17 protein-coding genes are annotated in these 16,792 nt (G+C 48.1%); 9 read left to right on the top strand and 8 right to left on the bottom strand.

Annotated features, from left to right (window positions below):
- Positions 1 to 4: 4 nt before the first annotated feature.
- The 8 genes from Q7C_RS10765 (at position 5) to Q7C_RS10730 (ending at position 7,331) form a co-directional block, all read left to right on the top strand.
- A complete protein-coding gene (locus Q7C_RS10765; protein WP_014704802.1) occupies positions 5 to 565 on the top strand; it encodes a D-sedoheptulose-7-phosphate isomerase in 561 nt (186 codons plus the stop codon).
- Positions 562 to 1,758, top strand: coding sequence for an FAD-dependent oxidoreductase (locus tag Q7C_RS10760; protein WP_014704801.1), 1,197 nt, complete (start codon positions 562 to 564; stop codon positions 1,756 to 1,758). The genes Q7C_RS10765 and Q7C_RS10760 overlap by 4 nt, the downstream gene beginning before the upstream one ends.
- The gene (locus Q7C_RS10755) at positions 1,755 to 2,555 is read left to right on the top strand and encodes an aldo/keto reductase (RefSeq protein WP_014704800.1); all 801 of its coding nucleotides are present in this window, start codon (positions 1,755 to 1,757) and stop codon (positions 2,553 to 2,555) included. Before Q7C_RS10760 ends, Q7C_RS10755 begins: the two co-directional genes overlap by 4 nt.
- A 127-nt stretch (positions 2,556 to 2,682) precedes the next feature.
- Complete coding sequence (pstS, locus tag Q7C_RS10750; protein ID WP_014704799.1) at positions 2,683 to 3,741, top strand: phosphate ABC transporter substrate-binding protein PstS; 1,059 nt, start codon at positions 2,683 to 2,685, stop codon at positions 3,739 to 3,741.
- 122 nt (positions 3,742 to 3,863) lie between these two features.
- A complete protein-coding gene (gene pstC / locus Q7C_RS10745) occupies positions 3,864 to 4,841 on the top strand; it encodes a phosphate ABC transporter permease subunit PstC (protein ID WP_014704798.1) in 978 nt (325 codons plus the stop codon).
- On the top strand, positions 4,838 to 5,740 hold the full coding sequence (gene pstA, locus Q7C_RS10740) for a phosphate ABC transporter permease PstA (RefSeq protein ID WP_014704797.1): 903 nt from the start codon (positions 4,838 to 4,840) through the stop codon (positions 5,738 to 5,740). Before pstC ends, pstA begins: the two co-directional genes overlap by 4 nt.
- A gap of 15 nt (positions 5,741 to 5,755) precedes the next feature.
- Positions 5,756 to 6,583, top strand: coding sequence for a phosphate ABC transporter ATP-binding protein PstB (pstB, locus tag Q7C_RS10735; protein WP_014704796.1), 828 nt, complete (start codon positions 5,756 to 5,758; stop codon positions 6,581 to 6,583).
- Positions 6,584 to 6,623: 40 nt separating this feature from the next.
- Positions 6,624 to 7,331, top strand: coding sequence for a hypothetical protein (locus Q7C_RS10730; protein ID WP_151194759.1), 708 nt, complete (start codon positions 6,624 to 6,626; stop codon positions 7,329 to 7,331).
- A gap of 1 nt (position 7,332) precedes the next feature.
- Here the strand turns inward: Q7C_RS10730 and Q7C_RS10725 are convergent, their stop codons facing one another.
- From Q7C_RS10725 to Q7C_RS10705, 5 genes are read right to left on the bottom strand one after another with little or no spacing between them, the layout of a single operon-like run.
- A complete protein-coding gene (locus tag Q7C_RS10725; RefSeq protein ID WP_014704794.1) occupies positions 7,333 to 7,632 on the bottom strand; it encodes a hypothetical protein in 300 nt (99 codons plus the stop codon).
- Between the two features lie 43 nt (positions 7,633 to 7,675).
- Positions 7,676 to 9,115 (bottom strand): bifunctional D-glycero-beta-D-manno-heptose-7-phosphate kinase/D-glycero-beta-D-manno-heptose 1-phosphate adenylyltransferase HldE, encoded by a 1,440-nt coding sequence (gene hldE, locus Q7C_RS10720; protein ID WP_014704793.1) that lies wholly within the window; start codon positions 9,113 to 9,115, stop codon positions 7,676 to 7,678.
- Between the two features lie 27 nt (positions 9,116 to 9,142).
- Positions 9,143 to 10,180, bottom strand: a complete 1,038-nt coding sequence (gene waaC / locus Q7C_RS10715; protein ID WP_014704792.1) for a lipopolysaccharide heptosyltransferase I — start codon at positions 10,178 to 10,180, stop codon at positions 9,143 to 9,145.
- The gene (locus Q7C_RS10710) at positions 10,180 to 11,136 is read right to left on the bottom strand and encodes a homoserine kinase (protein WP_014704791.1); all 957 of its coding nucleotides are present in this window, start codon (positions 11,134 to 11,136) and stop codon (positions 10,180 to 10,182) included. Before Q7C_RS10710 ends, waaC begins: the two co-directional genes overlap by 1 nt.
- Before the next feature lie 22 nt (positions 11,137 to 11,158).
- Positions 11,159 to 11,491: a DUF2782 domain-containing protein gene (locus Q7C_RS10705; RefSeq protein ID WP_041366707.1), complete on the bottom strand. Its 333-nt coding sequence runs from the start codon at positions 11,489 to 11,491 to the stop codon at positions 11,159 to 11,161.
- 91 nt (positions 11,492 to 11,582) lie between these two features.
- On the opposite strand from Q7C_RS10705, the gene polA reads away from it, so the two are divergent.
- Positions 11,583 to 14,297, top strand: coding sequence for a DNA polymerase I (gene polA, locus Q7C_RS10700; protein WP_014704789.1), 2,715 nt, complete (start codon positions 11,583 to 11,585; stop codon positions 14,295 to 14,297).
- A gap of 62 nt (positions 14,298 to 14,359) precedes the next feature.
- On the opposite strand, the gene xerC is transcribed toward polA, so the two are convergent.
- Genes xerC through dapF form a run of 3 tightly spaced genes read right to left on the bottom strand, consistent with a single transcriptional unit; the run spans position 14,360 to position 16,792 of the window.
- A complete protein-coding gene (xerC, locus tag Q7C_RS10695; RefSeq protein ID WP_014704788.1) occupies positions 14,360 to 15,280 on the bottom strand; it encodes a tyrosine recombinase XerC in 921 nt (306 codons plus the stop codon).
- Positions 15,264 to 15,968: a DUF484 family protein gene (locus Q7C_RS10690; protein WP_014704787.1), complete on the bottom strand. Its 705-nt coding sequence runs from the start codon at positions 15,966 to 15,968 to the stop codon at positions 15,264 to 15,266. The genes xerC and Q7C_RS10690 overlap by 17 nt, the downstream gene beginning before the upstream one ends.
- Positions 15,944 to 16,792 carry a diaminopimelate epimerase gene (dapF, locus tag Q7C_RS10685; protein ID WP_014704786.1) on the bottom strand — a complete coding sequence of 283 codons (849 nt, stop codon included), beginning with the start codon at positions 16,790 to 16,792 and terminating at the stop codon, positions 15,944 to 15,946. Before dapF ends, Q7C_RS10690 begins: the two co-directional genes overlap by 25 nt.

Raw genomic sequence — 16,792 nt, 5'->3', positions numbered from 1 at the left:
TGCCGTGTCATTTGATGCCACTTTGCAACGTCACCAGCGCATGGTTGAAAGCCTGTTTGAGCTGGCGCCACAGTTAGATGCGTTATTAAAACGTGTTTGTGACTGTGTTTTAGCCGGAAACAAAATTTTGTTTTTCGGCAATGGCGGCAGTGCCGCGGATGCACAACATTTGGCAGCAGAATTTGTCATTCGATACAAAGATGACCGTCGTCCACTAGGGGCGATTGCGTTGACAACGGATACCTCAATTTTGACGGCGCATAGTAATGACTATGCGTTTGATACTGTCTTTGATCGCCAGATAACCGCCTTGGCCAAACCCGGCGACTTGGCGTTTGGTTTTTCCACATCGGGTAACAGTCAGAATGTGATTAATGGCGTCCGCGCCGCACAGTCTGTCGGCATTTATACAGTCGCTTTTACAGGCCAGAATGGCGGTGCTCTCCATACTTTGGCTGATGAGTGTATCCGTGTTGCCAGTACCGAAACCGCTCGCATCCAGGAAGGCCATTTAATTATCGGGCATTGGTTATGTGAAGCGGTAGATAGTCAACTCCATTCATGACGTCAACGGCCATCGATACGGATATTGTCATTATTGGCGCCGGTATTGCCGGACTATGGCTGCATCACCGTCTGAACCAGCTTGGCTATCATGCGTTATTACTGGAAGCGCATCAAATTGGCCATGCGCAAACACTTGCTGCACAAGGCATCATCCACGGCGGTAGCAAATATGCGTTAAATGGCGTTTTATCCAATGCGGCGCAAGCGATCAGTGCCATGCCGGCAAGATGGCAAGCCTGTTTTCATGGTTCGGGTGAGATTAATTTATCTCAGGCGAAGATTTTAGCCGATCATCAATTATTGTGGTCGACACAACGTTTATCCTCAAAACTGGTGTCATTTTTTGCCAGTAAAGCGTTGCAAAGCCGTATGCAAGCAATCCCTAAATCAGCACGAAATGGCATCTTTGCCGATCCCGGATTTAAAGGTGCCTTGTATGCGCTTGATGAACCTGTGGTGGATGTGCCCAGTTTATTAGGTTGTTTCCAGCAAAACTATGGACACCGGATATTGCATACCGGGGCGGCAACCCTGAAATTTATTCGGGAAGGACAAGGCATTCACCGTCTGGCGATTGGCGATACGCTCCAAATTAAGGCGCAGCACTTTATCGTCACTGCCGGCGAAGGCACCGGTGAGTTGTTATCACATCACCATATCCAGCGGCCTGAAATGCAGCTGAGACCTTTACAAATGCTGCTCTGCAAATCGGCCGATCCGTCATCGCCTTTGCCCGCCATTTATGCGCATAGCCTTGGCTCCGGGAGCAAACCAATAGCGACGATCACCAGCCACTCGGATCAACACGGTAATATGGTCTGGTATCTGGGCGGTAATATTGCCGAGCAGGGTGTGGGTAAATCGCCGGACAAATTAATCCGTGAGGCGCAGGCATTGCTTAAACAAATTATGCCCTGGGTATCGTTACCCGATCTCGACTGGGCAACGGTGAATATCAATCGCGCCGAACCCAAACAAAAAGGCTTCAGCCGACCGGACAGCGCCTTTGTAGAAAGCCATGACAACCTGCACATTGCCTGGCCAACCAAATTAGCACTCGCCCCGGATCTAAGTGATCAACTCATCTCAACGCTACAAAATGCGTCAACAAATCAGCACTCTTATCCCGAAGTGACGGTATTACCCCAAGCAACGGTTGCGACGCCATTATGGGATAGGGCGTTTTCATGAGCGCTTTAAAACAAACCCGTATTGCCGATTCCGATGTGGTGGTATCGGCACTGGGTCTTGGCACGGTGAAACTGGGCCGAAATACCGGCGTAAAATATCCGGACAACTTTACTATCCCCGATGATGAGGCGGCACTCAAGTTGCTTGATACCGCGTGGCATCTGGGGGTTAACTTGATTGACACCGCGCCAGCTTATGGTAACAGTGAAACTCGCCTCGGCCATTTACTTCCTCAATTAGCGCATCCCTTTGTCATTTGTACTAAAGCCGGCGAGCATTTTGATCCCGAAACCAGTCAGTCTCACTTTGACTTTTCGAAAAGCGGATTACAGCGCAGCGTTGAAACCAGCCTCAAGCGACTCAATCAGGACACTTTGGATATTGTCTTGATTCATTCAGATGGCCAGGATCTGCCGATTATTCACCATCACCATGCGTTGGATACCTTGAATGAGATGAAAGCGCAGGGACTGATAAAAGCGGTGGGTATGTCAACAAAAACCGTTGCCGGTGGCTTACAGGCATTGCACCAGTCCGATATTGTGATGGTGACGCATAATCTGGCCTATCAGGATGAACAAGCTGTATTGGATACTGCGGCCGAGCAAAACAAGGCGATTTTCATAAAAAAAGCCTTTGCCAGTGGTCACTTGCCGAATCAAGACGATGCCATTCAAGCAAGCTTTAAACTGAACTTTGCCAATCCCGCTGTCGCAAGCATCATTATCGGTACGATTAATCTCGCCCATTTAACCGATAATATCGTTAAAGCAAACGACCTGTTGGCAAGGTATTGATTACTTCTTGGCGTAATAACAATTTGATTTATTTCACACTGTCATAATTCTTTAACAGTTTCCTCCTACCCTGCTCACTGATTACTTTGCCTGCGTCATTGAACGCAAACATCAATCAGGAGTCGTTATGAAGTTATTCACAAACAAGGCTAAATCACTGTTGCTTGCGGGCACATTGATGGGTGCCATGACCTCACTGACAGCCCAGGCTGACATGAAATTAATTGGTTCTGGTGCCAGTTTCCCTGCCCCGATTTACAGCAAATGGTTTAAAGACTTCAGCAAAGAACATGACGGTGTTCGCGTTGACTATCAATCAAAAGGTAGCGGTGGTGGTATCAGCGACTTCATCAACGAAACCGTTGACTTTGCGGCCAGCGATGCCGCGATGAAAGATGAGGAAATCGCTAAGGTTAATAAAGGAACAATTTTGCTGCCGATGACGGCTGGCGAAGTCGTACTCACCTTTAATCTCGACGGTGTGACCAGTTTGAACCTGCCACGCGATGTGTACCCTGAAATCTTCATGGGTAAAATCACGCAATGGAATGACCCAAAAATTCAAGCGGCTAACCCGAACGTAACGCTTCCTGAAAAGCGCATCACTGTCGTCGTTCGTGCTGATTCCAGTGGTACCAGCTACGTCTTTACCAATCACTTATCGGCCATCAGTGATGCATTTAAAGAAACCGTTGGTACCGCCAAATCACCAAATTGGCCTAACGCTGGTACCTTTGTTAAAGCCCCTAAAAATGACGGTATTGCTGCCACGGTTAAACAAACGCCGGGCGCCATCGGCTATGTGGAATACGGTTTTGCCAAGCTGACTAAACTGCCAACAGCCAAACTGGAAAACCAAAAAGGCAACTTTATTGAAGCCGGTTCAGAAAGTGGTGCTCAAGCCTTAGCCAGCACGCCTTTCCCGACCACTAACCTGCCAAACAGCGATGTGCCGGATCTGCGTGGCTGGGTAACGGATCCTTCTAGTGAAGAAGCCTATCCTATCGCCTCATTTACTTGGTTATTAGTTTATAAAGACATGGACGATGAAAAAGCCAAAGTCATGCGTGATCTTATCGAATACATGGTGACGACTGGCCAGAAATCCGCTGATTCTCTGGGTTATATCCCGTTACCAGAAAACGTCATCGAAAAAGTCCGTAATGCGGCAAAAATGATTCAGTAACAGGACGTTGAACAAACAAAAGCAACTATCCCCGCTGCAAGTATCTCACACGATACTTGCAGCGTTGCGTTTGGGGCAGCGGCGATACTTGTTCGGGTTGCTCCCCTATTTTGGAAAACAGCATGGCTTATGATCCTTTCAAATCTGATAGCAGTGATATGACGTTGTCAGCACCGCCATCAGCAAGCGACTATCTGCAAGACAGTATTTTTCGATTTTTTGCTCTGTTCTGTGCGCTGTCTATTATTCTATTGGTGGCCTACATTATTATCGAGTTAGGGTCACAAGCCTGGCCAGCGGTACAGCAACATGGTATCGGGTTTATCACTGGCACCACCTGGGATGTTAATCAAAGTGAGTTTGGCGTTCTGCCCGAAATCTGGGGCACGCTATACAGCTCGTTACTCGCCTTACTGATTGGCGGAATATTAGGTGTGGCAATTGCTATCTTCCTGACTCAGGATTTTATGCCGGCTAAACTCTCGGTCAGCTTTCGCACAATTATCGAATTATTGGCTGCCATTCCTTCCGTGGTTTACGGCTTATGGGGTATTTATGTGCTTATCCCACTTCTACGCCCGGGCGCAAACTGGTTACATGAACACCTGGGCTGGTTTCCCTTTTTTGGAACCGAGTTAAGCGGTCCGGGTCTAGCGCCAGCCGCACTGGTCTTGGCCATTATGATTTTGCCCACCGTTGCCGCTATTTCAGCCGATGCGTTTCGACGTATTCCCTACAAAATTAAAGAGGCGGCCTTTGGAATGGGCGCCACCAAATGGGAAGTGATCTTGAAAGTCATGCTGCCAACCGCTTCCTCGGGCATCTTGGCTGGGTTGGTACTGGGATTTGGTCGCGCACTGGGTGAAACCATGGCCTTGGCAATGTTGATTGGTAATATGAACAACATCAGCATTTCTCTGTTTGCACCGGCTAATACGCTTGCCTCACTGCTTGCGTCAACTTTTCCAGAAGCCAGTCAAATCGAAATTGAAGCACTCATGTACGCGGCACTGGTTCTGCTGTTAATTACATTCCTAGTCAATATCGGTGGTCTGATGATTCAACAAATGACCATGCGTAAATTTGAGGGTAAATCATGAGTCTGGAAAGCAAAACGGCGACATTACCGCCTCGAATCGATTTACGCTCTCTTGAAAAAAATGTGTACGAATGGCGGTCACTAAAAAACACCTTACTCACTGGCCTGATCTGGTTTCTGGGCATTGTCGCCAGCATTCCGCTGTTTTCTGTGATTTTCATGCTGATCGTGGAAGGCGGCACCCGTCTGGATATTGAGGCACTGACTGCCTTACCACCGGCTGGTTTTGAAATGGGTGGCGGATTTGGTAACGCGATTCTCGGTACACTCACCATGGTAGGCATTGCCGCAGCAATTAGTATTCCAATTGGCGTACTGGCGGCCATTTATCTCGGGGTGTTAAATCCAAAAAGCCAGCTGGCAACTACGTCGCGATTTTTAGCTAAAGTGTTAACCGGTTTTCCATCGATTCTCGCCGGTGTCTTTGTCTACGCTGTCTTGGTTGTCACCATGGGAACGTACTCCGCATGGGCAGGTGGCGTGGCGCTTGCCGTATTAATGTTGCCAACGGTTATTCTGGCTGCGGAAGAAGCGATGAAGCAAGTCCCGCAGCGTATGAAAGATGCGGCCTTTGGTATGGGCTGCACCCGCACTCAGGTCATTTTTAAAGTCGTGCTGCCGACAGGCTTACCCGGCATTCTTACCGGCGTTATTCTGGCTGTGGCAGGCGCCGCCGGAGAGTCCGCGCCGCTGTTATTTACTGCCTTGTTCAGCAACTACTACATGGCTGAATTAGCGGAGCCTACTGCATCCCTGTCTATTTTGATTTACAACTTTTCCGGCATGCCGTTTGAAAACCAGATTGAGCTCGCTTGGGCGGCATCTCTGGTGCTGGTCATGCTGGTGCTTTTCTTCAATATTTTGGCGCGCATCATTGGTCGCTCCAAGTTCAGAGAATAAAACTGAGGTAACCCTATGAACCATCACGCTGACACTGGCTCATTTATCGCCAAACCTTATCAGCCAACCGGCCCCGTTGTTTTGGATTGTCAAGTTAAGAATATTTATTACGGCGACTTCCGAGCGGTTCGAGACACCATTGTGCCTATCGAAAAAAACAAGGTGACCGGTTTTATCGGCCCATCAGGCTGCGGTAAAAGTACGGTACTTCGTAGCATGAACCGGATGAATGATCTGATTGATTCTTTCCGTTTCGAAGGCAGTATCCAGTATCACAACCATGATATTTATGGGAAAAAAGTTGATGCCGTTGTCGTAAGACGCTACATCGGTATGGTGTTTCAACTGCCGAACCCTTTCTCTATGAGCATATACGACAATGTCGCGTTTGGCCTGCGTTTGAATGCCTTTAAAGGCGATGAAGCCGAAATGGTAGAACGTGCTCTGAAACGTGCTGCGCTGTGGAATGATGTCAAAGACAAACTGAAAAACAGTGGCTTGTCTTTATCAGGTGGTCAACAACAACGCTTGTGTATTGCGCGCGCAATTGCCACAGAGCCTGATGTGTTACTGATGGATGAGCCCTGCTCGGCTTTGGACCCCATTGCGACTCGTCAAATTGAGGAGCTGATGGTCGAACTCAAAGAGCATTATAGTGTGGCACTAGTCACCCATAATATGCAGCAGGCCATGCGTGTTGCCGATGTGACCGCCTTTATGGGGGTGGATATTTCTAAAGGGTGCCGCACCGGTCACTTGGTTGAAATGGCAGAAACCCGCAAAATTTTCGAATCTCCCGACCAAGCGTTAACGCGTGCCTACGTCAACGGCGAGTTCAGCTAAGTTGTGTTTTACTGACGTCAGCGATGGGTTGTTGTGAGCAATGCAATCACTTCAACCCACCTGTGCAACTGAGCGGAAACCAACCTTAGCCTCGCCAAGAATGAATTTGCCAGCCATTCGATTGCGATTGCAGGAAACGCAAAAGAATTTCGATAAGATTAATGCGACGTTATCGGTCAAGCGCACTCCGCCATCAGATGAAGTAATTAATAATCTATTGGCGGGCTATGCGTTGCTGGATCGGTATCTTGCCGATGATATGGACTTGTTTGCCTACGGGCATTCAGAACATCTTCTGGCGCTAAATCAAACTGTCCTCTGCCATACCGCCGCAATTTCTGAAACGGAACGCCTTGCTCAGTTTGAGGCAACAAAAGCACACTTCTATAGCTCAGAAAATAACGGTATTGGCGCCATAAATGATTGGCTATCGCTTCATCGAAGTGCTTCCGTCTGGAAACGGGCTGCCGGGGTATTCACACTGATTTTGAGCCAGCCACAGTTATTTTTAGAAGGTAATCATCGAACCGGCTCATTGATAATGAGCTATTTCTTAATGCGTGCAGGACATGCGCCCTTTGTGTTGTCTTTTGACAATGCTCACCATTTTTTTGAACCCGCAGAGTTCACCAAAAAACGCCGCAAAAAACAGTTTCTCGATGACGTGATTCATTTACCGAAACAAACGCGAAAATTCGCAAACTTGCTTAAAAACGAGCAAAAATACAGTCAATTTCTGCTCAGCTAACTCAATGGTAGCGATCTTTATCTGGTCGCCCTTTCAGTTCACCCCGGTTGGCCTCCAGGATCTTTTGAAATTTTTCCGGATCCTTTTTAAGAATATCGATATATTCGCCAACTAAATCAGCCCAGTCCGGGCCGGCATGTTGAGAAAACTTTTCGAGGGACACCAGCAATAGTTTGGCTGCAACCCGCACTTCTTTCTTTTCAGCATCGCCATACCATTGCACCAAGTCATTGAAGACATATTCAATTTTCTCCAGTGGTGTCAGATCTGTTGGTATCTCGATGGGGGACTTTTTGCTCAACTTACTTCCAAATGATGTTATGCGTGACTCAATCGCAAGCCAATTATCGCTGATTAATTTTATTGACGATGGCCGTCGTTGAACAATTTTCTACCAAGCCCATCACCTTCACCTCGCCGCCATAAGCTTCAACAATTTCCCAGCCAACAACGCCCGTTTTATCGTAATCGCCGCCTTTGACCAAGATATCAGGCTGAATTTCTCGAAGCAGTGCTTCAGGGGTGTCACCCGCGAAGCAAGTCACCCAATCCACATCAGCTAAACCGGCTAATACCGTTTGACGACGCTCTGCCGTATTAATCGGCCGGCCCGGTCCTTTTAACTTCGTCACCGAGGCATCCGTGTTAATTGCCACAATCAAGCGATCGCCCAATTGTCTGGCTTCATGTAAATAACTGACATGGCCTGCATGCAAAATATCAAAACAACCATTGGTAAATACGATTTTTTCACCACGTTGTTTGGCTTGCGCGACGGCTGTTTTAAGTTGCTCCGTGGTGACCGCCCCAGCAATGGCATGATCCGTGTGATGAGCACCTTGATGTCGTTGATACTCGGCTTGAAGTTCAGGACTACTTACCGTCGCTGTACCAAGTTTGCTCACCACAATACTGGCCGCTACATTCGCCAAAATAACGGCTTGCTGCAGACTTTGTCCCGCTGCTAATGCTGAACCGAGTGTCGCAATAACCGTATCGCCGGCGCCCGTGACATCGGCCACCTCCTTGGCAATTGCCGGCAAATGCAATTCACGGCCATCCGCATGGATAAGCGACATACCCTGTTCACTGCGCGTAATTAACAACGCCGCAATCTCTAGATCGATAATTAATTGCCGTGCTTTTTCTAATAATTCTGCTTCCGAATGAATTGCCCCTACTACGGATTCAAACTCGGCCATATTCGGTGTAATTAAATCGGCACCGCGATATTTAGAAAAATCCTTACCTTTTGGATCTACCAACACTTGCAACCCTGCGGCTTTTGCAGACTGAATCAGCGGTTGCGGTTGCGCTAAAGTGCCCTTATTGTAATCAGACAAAATCAGCACTTTATTTTGGGTGAATAATGGCGCGCTGAGATTAGGTAACGGCTTCGCCTCGTCGTGCGTAAATGGCGTTTCAAAATCCATACGGAGCAATTGTTGATGCGCACTAATGATGCGTGACTTGATAATGGTTGACCGCGCCCCTTTTTGAAAGTGGCAGTCGATGCCCACCGCATCCAGTCGTTGCTGTAAAACCACCGCAGCTTCATCCTCACCGGTAATCCCTAACAACTGACAACGCGCACCCAGCGACGCAATATTCATTGCCACATTGGCAGCACCGCCCGGAATATCTTCAAGACGCTCCACATTCACTATCGGTACCGGCGCTTCCGGTGAAATGCGCTGCGTTTTGCCGAAATAAAAACGATCCAGCATGACATCACCGACGACGATTATCGGTGCATTAAAAAATTCAGGAAAAGACGGTTTCATGCGTTTATTGTGTTTGCAGATAAACGCTTATTTTGCGGGTAAAAGCGATTGTAGTCCATGCCAAACCGACTCCGGCGCCATTTCTTGCATACACACTGGCAAACCGGCCTCTGCCTCTGGCCGTGGACAACCGCGTTTATAACAGGGCACACAGGCTTTATCACTAACCAAATGCGATTGATGCTGGCCAAAAGTCCCAATCAAATTCGGATCAGTTGAGCCGTATAACGTCAGTGCTGGCGTTGAGGCGACTGCTGCCAAGTGGGCTAATCCGGTATCGCTGCAAATCGCAGCCGTAGCATTCTGGAGAAGCGCGGCCATGTGATTCAATGACAATCTAGGCAATGCATAGGCATGACCACTCACCATGGCAATTTGCTCTGCGCGTAAATACTCTGCCTGATTGCCACTTGGAATTAGTACCTGATAACCGGCTTCAACAGCTAGTAAAACCAGTCTTTGCCAATGCTTTACCGGCCACATTTTACTCAGCCAACTGGCATTGTGAACAAACAATAAATAATTATCGGCAAGCCTGAAATCGAGCGTAGGTAAAGCGTAGCTCGTAAAGTCAGCGGCATAATCGGCCGGTGTCGTTGGCGAGGGATAATTCAATGCTTGCGCCATGATTTGGCGCATTCTCTCGACAGCATGCTGTTGTGGATTGACGTGGATCGGCACTTTATAGGCGAGATGGGCGGGCCGTTCCCGACACGATGCTTTATCCAAGCCGGCAACCGGTCCACGCCTTAACAGACTGACCAGCGCACTCTTCAAGTTATTCTGCATATCGACAATGACATCATAATCGCTTGTATTCAGTTGCCGATAAAAATGACGCAACTCACCATCGCGTAATGTCTTCCAAAGCGATTTTTTCCAGCGCCGATGTGAGGTAGTAATAATATTTCGGATGGCCGGATGCCATTGAGGCACTTCAGCAAAGGCTTCGTCTACAACCCAATCAAAGATGATTCCGGGAAATTCTCGAACAGCATCAGTCAGGGCAGGTAAAGCATGCATCAAATCGCCCATTGAGGTGAGCTTGATGATTAAGACACGCATCAGCTGGGCGCGAATCCATCTGCAGGAAATATCTGTTGCTGATGCTGACGCAAAATGGCCAAAAACGCATCCGGGTTTTTGATTTGGGTCAGTTCGCCTTCTCTGGGGAAAAGTTGATCTTGAAGTCGCGACAGCCAGAAACGTAATGCAGCAGCACGAAGCATCAAATTCCAGTTCGTTATTTCCGCCGCAGTCAGGGGGCGGCGTTGGATATAGGCCTGCATTAATCGCTGATAGCGCGTTGTTTCCAGCAGACCGTTTTCAGCAACACACCAATCATTGACTGCCACGGCTAAATCGTAAAGCAGATAGTCATCGCAGGCATAGTAAAAATCAATAATACCGGACAGTTGGTCACCGTCAAACAAGGCATTATCGCGGAACAGGTCAGAGTGCACGACACCCCAAGGTAAATCCAAATCGGCATAATTCTGTTGAAATGCGAGTTCAGCCGCCAACATGTCGGCTGTGGCCGAATCCAGATGCGGTATCAACGCTTTGCCCGTCTTTTTACGCCAATGCGCCCCTCGACTATTAGGACGTCTGGATGGAAACTGCTGTCCGGCCAAATGCATCTGTCCCAGTCTGTCACCAATGGCCTGACATTGTGCTGGTGTGGACCAGGTATCCACGGTACCGCCAGCCAGACGATTAACCAGTGCCGCCGGTTTTTCAGCCAACTTTTTCAGGTAATTGCCTTGTTTGTCAGCAGCAGGATGGGCTGACGGAATACCCTGTTGATAGAAAAACGTCATCACATTCAGAAAATACGCCAACTCACTGTACTCATGCTGCTCAAACAAGGTCAGCACAAATTCACCTTGGCTGGTGGTAACAAAATAATTGGTATTTTCGATACCGGCGCTGATGCCCTGATAGGAAATCAACTTACCCAGATCGTAATCATCAAGAAATTGTTCAAGCGCGGTACGCCCGACTTCAGTGTAAACAGACATGTAAACTTACTTCAGTAGCGTCTTACCACTCCAGCAGAATCCAGTTTGGTACCGCTGGGGCATCCAACTGATCCTGACTGCGGCTTTCCAACGTGCCATCTCCATCCGTGTCAATAAGGTAATAGGGAGGCCCCAAAAGCGGCGTCACTTTCACCATATATAACTGGCCATTGACCCGGTATTCTTCGATTGTTCTATCATCTTCTTGGATGATATTGATGTCCGGCTCAATACTGTCACCGCTTTCCATCCGTTCAGGCAACTGCGGTGGCTGATCCATTATTTCTTCGTTCGCCCAGACAGCTACTGTGACTAAGACGCCAAGTGCGCCTACAATAGCAATTTTGTTCAACATAGCTGTGCTCCAGATGGTTTTCGCTAAAGATAGCATTTCCGTTAGCATGATTAAAGCAATCTGAATGCCCAGCTGACAGGCTTTGTGAAATATGACCCAATCTACCGCTCCGCTGATTCTCGTCGATGGATCTTCTTACCTTTATCGCGCCTATCATGCGATGCCGCCATTGACCAACAGTGCCGGCGAGGCAACAGGGACAATCTATGGCGTCGTAAACATGCTGCGTAAACTCATTAAGGATTATCAGCCTTCACGAATGGCGGTGGTTTTTGATGCCAAAGGCAAAACCTTCCGCCATGACTTATACAGCGAGTACAAAGCGACCCGCCCGCCCATGCCGGATGATCTGCGTGAACAAGTTACACCAATACACGACATCGTCACCGCGATGGGCTTACCGCTGCTCGTTATTGATGGTGTTGAAGCCGATGACGTCATCGGTACGCTTGCCAGGCAAGCGACGCAAAACGGTATTGAAACAGTTATTTCAACTGGCGATAAAGATATGGCGCAACTGGTCAGCGAGCACGTGACGCTGGTCAACACCATGAACAATACGAAAACCGATATTGCCGCTGTCAAAGAAAAGTTTGGCTTAAAACCAGATCAGATCATCGATTACCTCGCCTTAATGGGCGATAAAGTGGACAACATTCCGGGGGTTGAAAGCGTCGGCCCAAAAACAGCCAGTAAATTGCTCAATCAATATCACAGCCTGCAAGGCGTTATTGAGAACGCCAATGAGGTAAAAGGTAAATTAGGTGAAAAGCTCCGTGCCGCCTTACAAGATTTACCACGCTCTTATGATCTGGCGACGATTAAGCTGGATGTCGATTTGCCCGTCGACCTCGATACACTGGCGATAAAACAACCGGATTTAAAGGCGCTGTCAACATTATTTGAACAGTATGAATTTAAAACCTGGCGGCAAGAAATCACCTCGGAGAGTTCGGCCAATGCGATGACGACAAACACCCCCGAATCATCCCAAAAAACCGATTATCAGGTTATTACCAGCGAAAAACACTTGTCTGAATGGCTTGAGCGACTGAAAAAAGCGGACCTGTTTGCCTTTGATACAGAAACCACCAGCCTGAATTATCTGGAAGCGCGACTTGTTGGCCTGTCCTTTGCCATTCATCCCGGTGAAGCGGCTTATTTGCCGTTAGCTCATGATTATCCCGGGGCACCGGATCAGCTGGACTTTGATCAGACATTAGCAACGTTAAAACCCATTTTGGAAGATGCGCGCATCCTCAAACTGGGGCAGAATCTGAAATACGATCGGCATGTATTACTTAATCATAATATCGACTTGCAAGGCATTGCTCACGACACCATGCTGCAATCGTATGTCCTTGATAGTACGGCAACCCGACATGATATGGACTCGCTTGCCGAAAAATATTTAGGCCAAAAGACCATTCACTTTGAGGATATCGCAGGCAAGGGTAAAAAACAGCTCACTTTTAATCAGATTGCTTTGGAGCAGGCGGTACCCTATGCCTGTGAAGATGCCGACATTACCATGCAACTTCACCAGCAACTGTGGCCGAAGATACAAGCTATTCCCTCACTGAAAACCGTTTACCGTGAACTCGAAATGCCGCTTCTGCCTGTTTTAAACACACTGGAACGCAATGGCGTGCATATTGATATTTTCATGTTGCAACAACAAAGCGATACGCTGGCACATGACATCGTACAATTAGAAAAGCAGGCTCACGAACTTGCTGAGCAGCCCTTTAACTTGGGTTCACCGAAACAATTACAAGAAATTCTTTACGAAAAACAGGGTCTGCCTGTTCTGAAAAAAACCCCCAAAGGTCAACCGTCAACGGCTGAGAATGTGCTGCAGGATCTCGCCGATCAAGACTATCCATTACCTAAAGTCATCATGCAGTACCGCAGTCTGAGTAAGCTCAAGTCAACCTATACCGACAAGCTGCCGCAACAGGTTAATCAGCAAACCGGTCGTATTCATACCTCCTATCATCAAGCGGTGACGGCGACAGGTCGACTTTCGTCGTCTGATCCTAATTTGCAAAATATTCCTATTCGAACAGAAACGGGCCGGCGTATTCGTGAAGCCTTTGTACCCGAGTCTGAATACAAATTGCTGGCCGCCGATTACTCGCAAATTGAACTGCGCATCATGGCGCATTTATCAAGTGACCAGAGTTTGCTGACTGCTTTTTCGCAAGGTGAAGATATTCATCGGCATACTGCTTCAGAAATTTTCGCCGTGGCAGCGCAAGACGTCACAAGTGATCAACGACGCAGTGCCAAAGCCATTAACTTTGGTTTAATTTATGGCATGTCTGCACATGGTTTGTCTGTTCAGCTTGGTATCGAGCGTCATCAGGCTGCCAGTTACATGGAGACCTATTTTGAGCGTTATCCCGGCGTACGTGATTATATGAATCACACCCGTGAACAAGCCAAAAAAGATGGCTATGTTGAGACCATTTTTGGCCGGCGTTTATATTTGCCCGAAATTAATTCCAGTAATGGTTTACGACGTCAGTATGCAGAACGCACAGCGATTAATGCGCCAATGCAAGGTAGTGCCGCAGACATTATTAAACGCGCCATGATCGCTATCCATCATTGGCTGAGTGAGTCCGACACCGGTATCCGAATGATTATGCAAGTACACGATGAACTGGTTTTTGAGGTTCCGGAGACGCAGGTTGAACTGGCGCAGCGCGAAATCGAAAAATTTATGACTCAGGCAGCAGCGTTAAAAGTCCCGCTAGAAGTTGGTGTGGGTATCGGTGATAGCTGGGAACAAGCGCATTGAGTTCATGACTCCCGCATCGTCAAATGTGCTGTTTTACGTTGATGTCGGCATATTGCTTCGGCTCAGGACCGGTCACGCTTCTTGGCACGCGGATGCGCCGAATCATAGACTTTGGCGAGATGATTAAAATCAACATGAGTATAAATTTGCGTCGTGCTGATATCCGCATGGCCCAATAACTCCTGAACCGCTCGCAAATCGCCACTGGATTCCAGCATATGAGACGCAAAAGCATGCCTTAGCCGGTGCGGATGAACGTGTTGTGACAAACCGTGCTTTTTACCCCAGTAGGCGAGTCGTTGTTGAATGCTACGCACGCCCAGTCGCCTACCCTGCTGTGTAATAAATAATGCGGTCGACGTTATCAACCGCTGCTGTTCACGTTTATCAAGCCAGTTTTTTAATGCCGCTATGGCTTTGCTACCCATTGGCAAAATACGATCTTTGCCGCCTTTGCCTTCATGTACCCAGAGTTGCTGCTCGGCAAAGTCGACATCTTGCAAATCCAACGCCGCAAGCTCAGCTAACCGCAATCCGGAAGAATAAAATAACTCCATGATGGCGCGATCCCGGCAGGCAACAAAGGTGGTATCAGGGGTTAAATCCAGCAATGCCGAAACCTGATCCACATCAAATGTTTTCGGTAGCCGCTTCTCGGTTTTAGGGGCCTGAACGGATTGTGCCGGATTGTGATCAACCAACGATATTTGGATTAAATACCGGTAAAAACTACGGACAGCAGAAAGCAGACGATGAATCGTTCTGGCAGATAGACCCTGCCGATGTAATCCTGAAACAAACTGACGCAACTCAACCGGTTTAAGACGTTGCCAGTGTGTAATCTTTTGCTGCTGGCACCAGCGACTTAGCTGCTGACAATCACGTTGATAGCTAGTGACCGTATGCTGCGACAGCCGGCGATGCTGGGCAAGATGATCCAGAAATTGCTGTAACGGCGCATTTAGATCAGGCTGTTTGTCCACAATAAAACCGTCGCATCAGCCGCATAAAGACATCACCAAGAAATTGCAGATATTCTGTCCCCATGTCGGCGTGAAATCGATTGGCATCCTGACTGGCAATGGCAAGTAACCCTGCGCAAGGTTTCTGCCCTAATGGCAGACAGGCGATTGAGTTGGCAGATTCGGCCTGTTCCCCAAACAGTGTTTGCTTTTGCTTTTTGGTTAAACGACCACAAACCGGCACCTGATTCGCCAACACATGATCAAACGCTTTCAGCTGAGGATCATCGGGGTGAATAACCGCAACATTGGCATTCAAATCCGGCAAAGTCAGCATCGTTTCCTGACTAAAAATTTGCAGTGATACCGCATCCGCCTGAAATTCTTCATGTAATTTTGTCACCAGCGTGGTTAGCAAGGCTTCACCATCCTGACAATCCATGAGTGCCAAGATCAGCGCATTAACCCGTTGCTGGAGCTGATTATTACTTTCTGCGTTTTCGAGTAACGCATTGAGTTGTTCTTGTAGCTGATGCGTTTTTCGTTCCAGCTGTTTGCGCTGAAAATGGACCAATGACACCGTGCCATCGGGGCTATCCCCCAAGGTCAATTCCTGCAGCACATCAGGCTGACTGATTAGAAAATCTCGATGCTGCTTTAAATAAGCACTGACCTGTTCAGCGCTTAGAGAAGGTTCAGGGTTGCCCACGCAATTTCTCCATCAAACACCTGTGTTGCTGGCCCCGTCATGATGACATTGGCATCATCATCAGGCCAATTGATTAACAGCGAACCACCTTTTAACTGTACCGTGACTTGGCGCGCTAATAAACCCCGCCGAATGCCACTGACCACGGCAGCACACGCACCGGTACCACACGCACTGGTCTCACCGGCGCCACGCTCAAAAACCCGTAACTTGATGGTCTGCCGATCACACAACTGCATAAAGCCGACATTCACCCGCTCGGGAAACTGTGGATGTGATTCAATTGATGGTCCCAGCGTATCAACCGGCGCGGTCTCGACCGCATCCACCAAGATCACCGCATGCGGGTTACCCATTGACAGTGTCGCAATCTCAATTTGCTCACCTGGCGCAACCGTCAGCATATAGGTGTTAGCCGGTTCTTCTGCACTAAAAGGGACTTCTGCAGGTAAAAAATGCGGTTGTCCCATATCAACTGAAATATTGCCATTGGCATGCAATGTCGGGTAAATAATGCCAGCCGACGTTTCTACCGCAATGGTCGCTTTATCGGTCAGCCCTTTGTCACGAACAAATTGGGCAAAACATCGCGCACCATTGCCACATTGCGCCACTTCTCCACCATCGGCATTAAAAATCCGATAACGAAAATCGACGTTTTCAAGCTGACTTTTTTCCACCAGCAACACTTGATCGCAACCAATACCCCGGTGCCGATCCGCCAGAAACTGAACCTGCGCTGTTGTCAACGAAATGTCTTGGTGTATCGCATCAATAACGACAAAATCATTACCCAATCCGTGCATTTTGCTGAATTTCAACAT

The organism is Methylophaga frappieri (assembly GCF_000260965.1).
Lineage (GTDB): Bacteria > Pseudomonadota > Gammaproteobacteria > Nitrosococcales > Methylophagaceae > Methylophaga > Methylophaga frappieri.
Note: the sequence above shows the minus strand (reverse complement) of the source record. Positions and strands in the feature narration are given on the sequence as shown.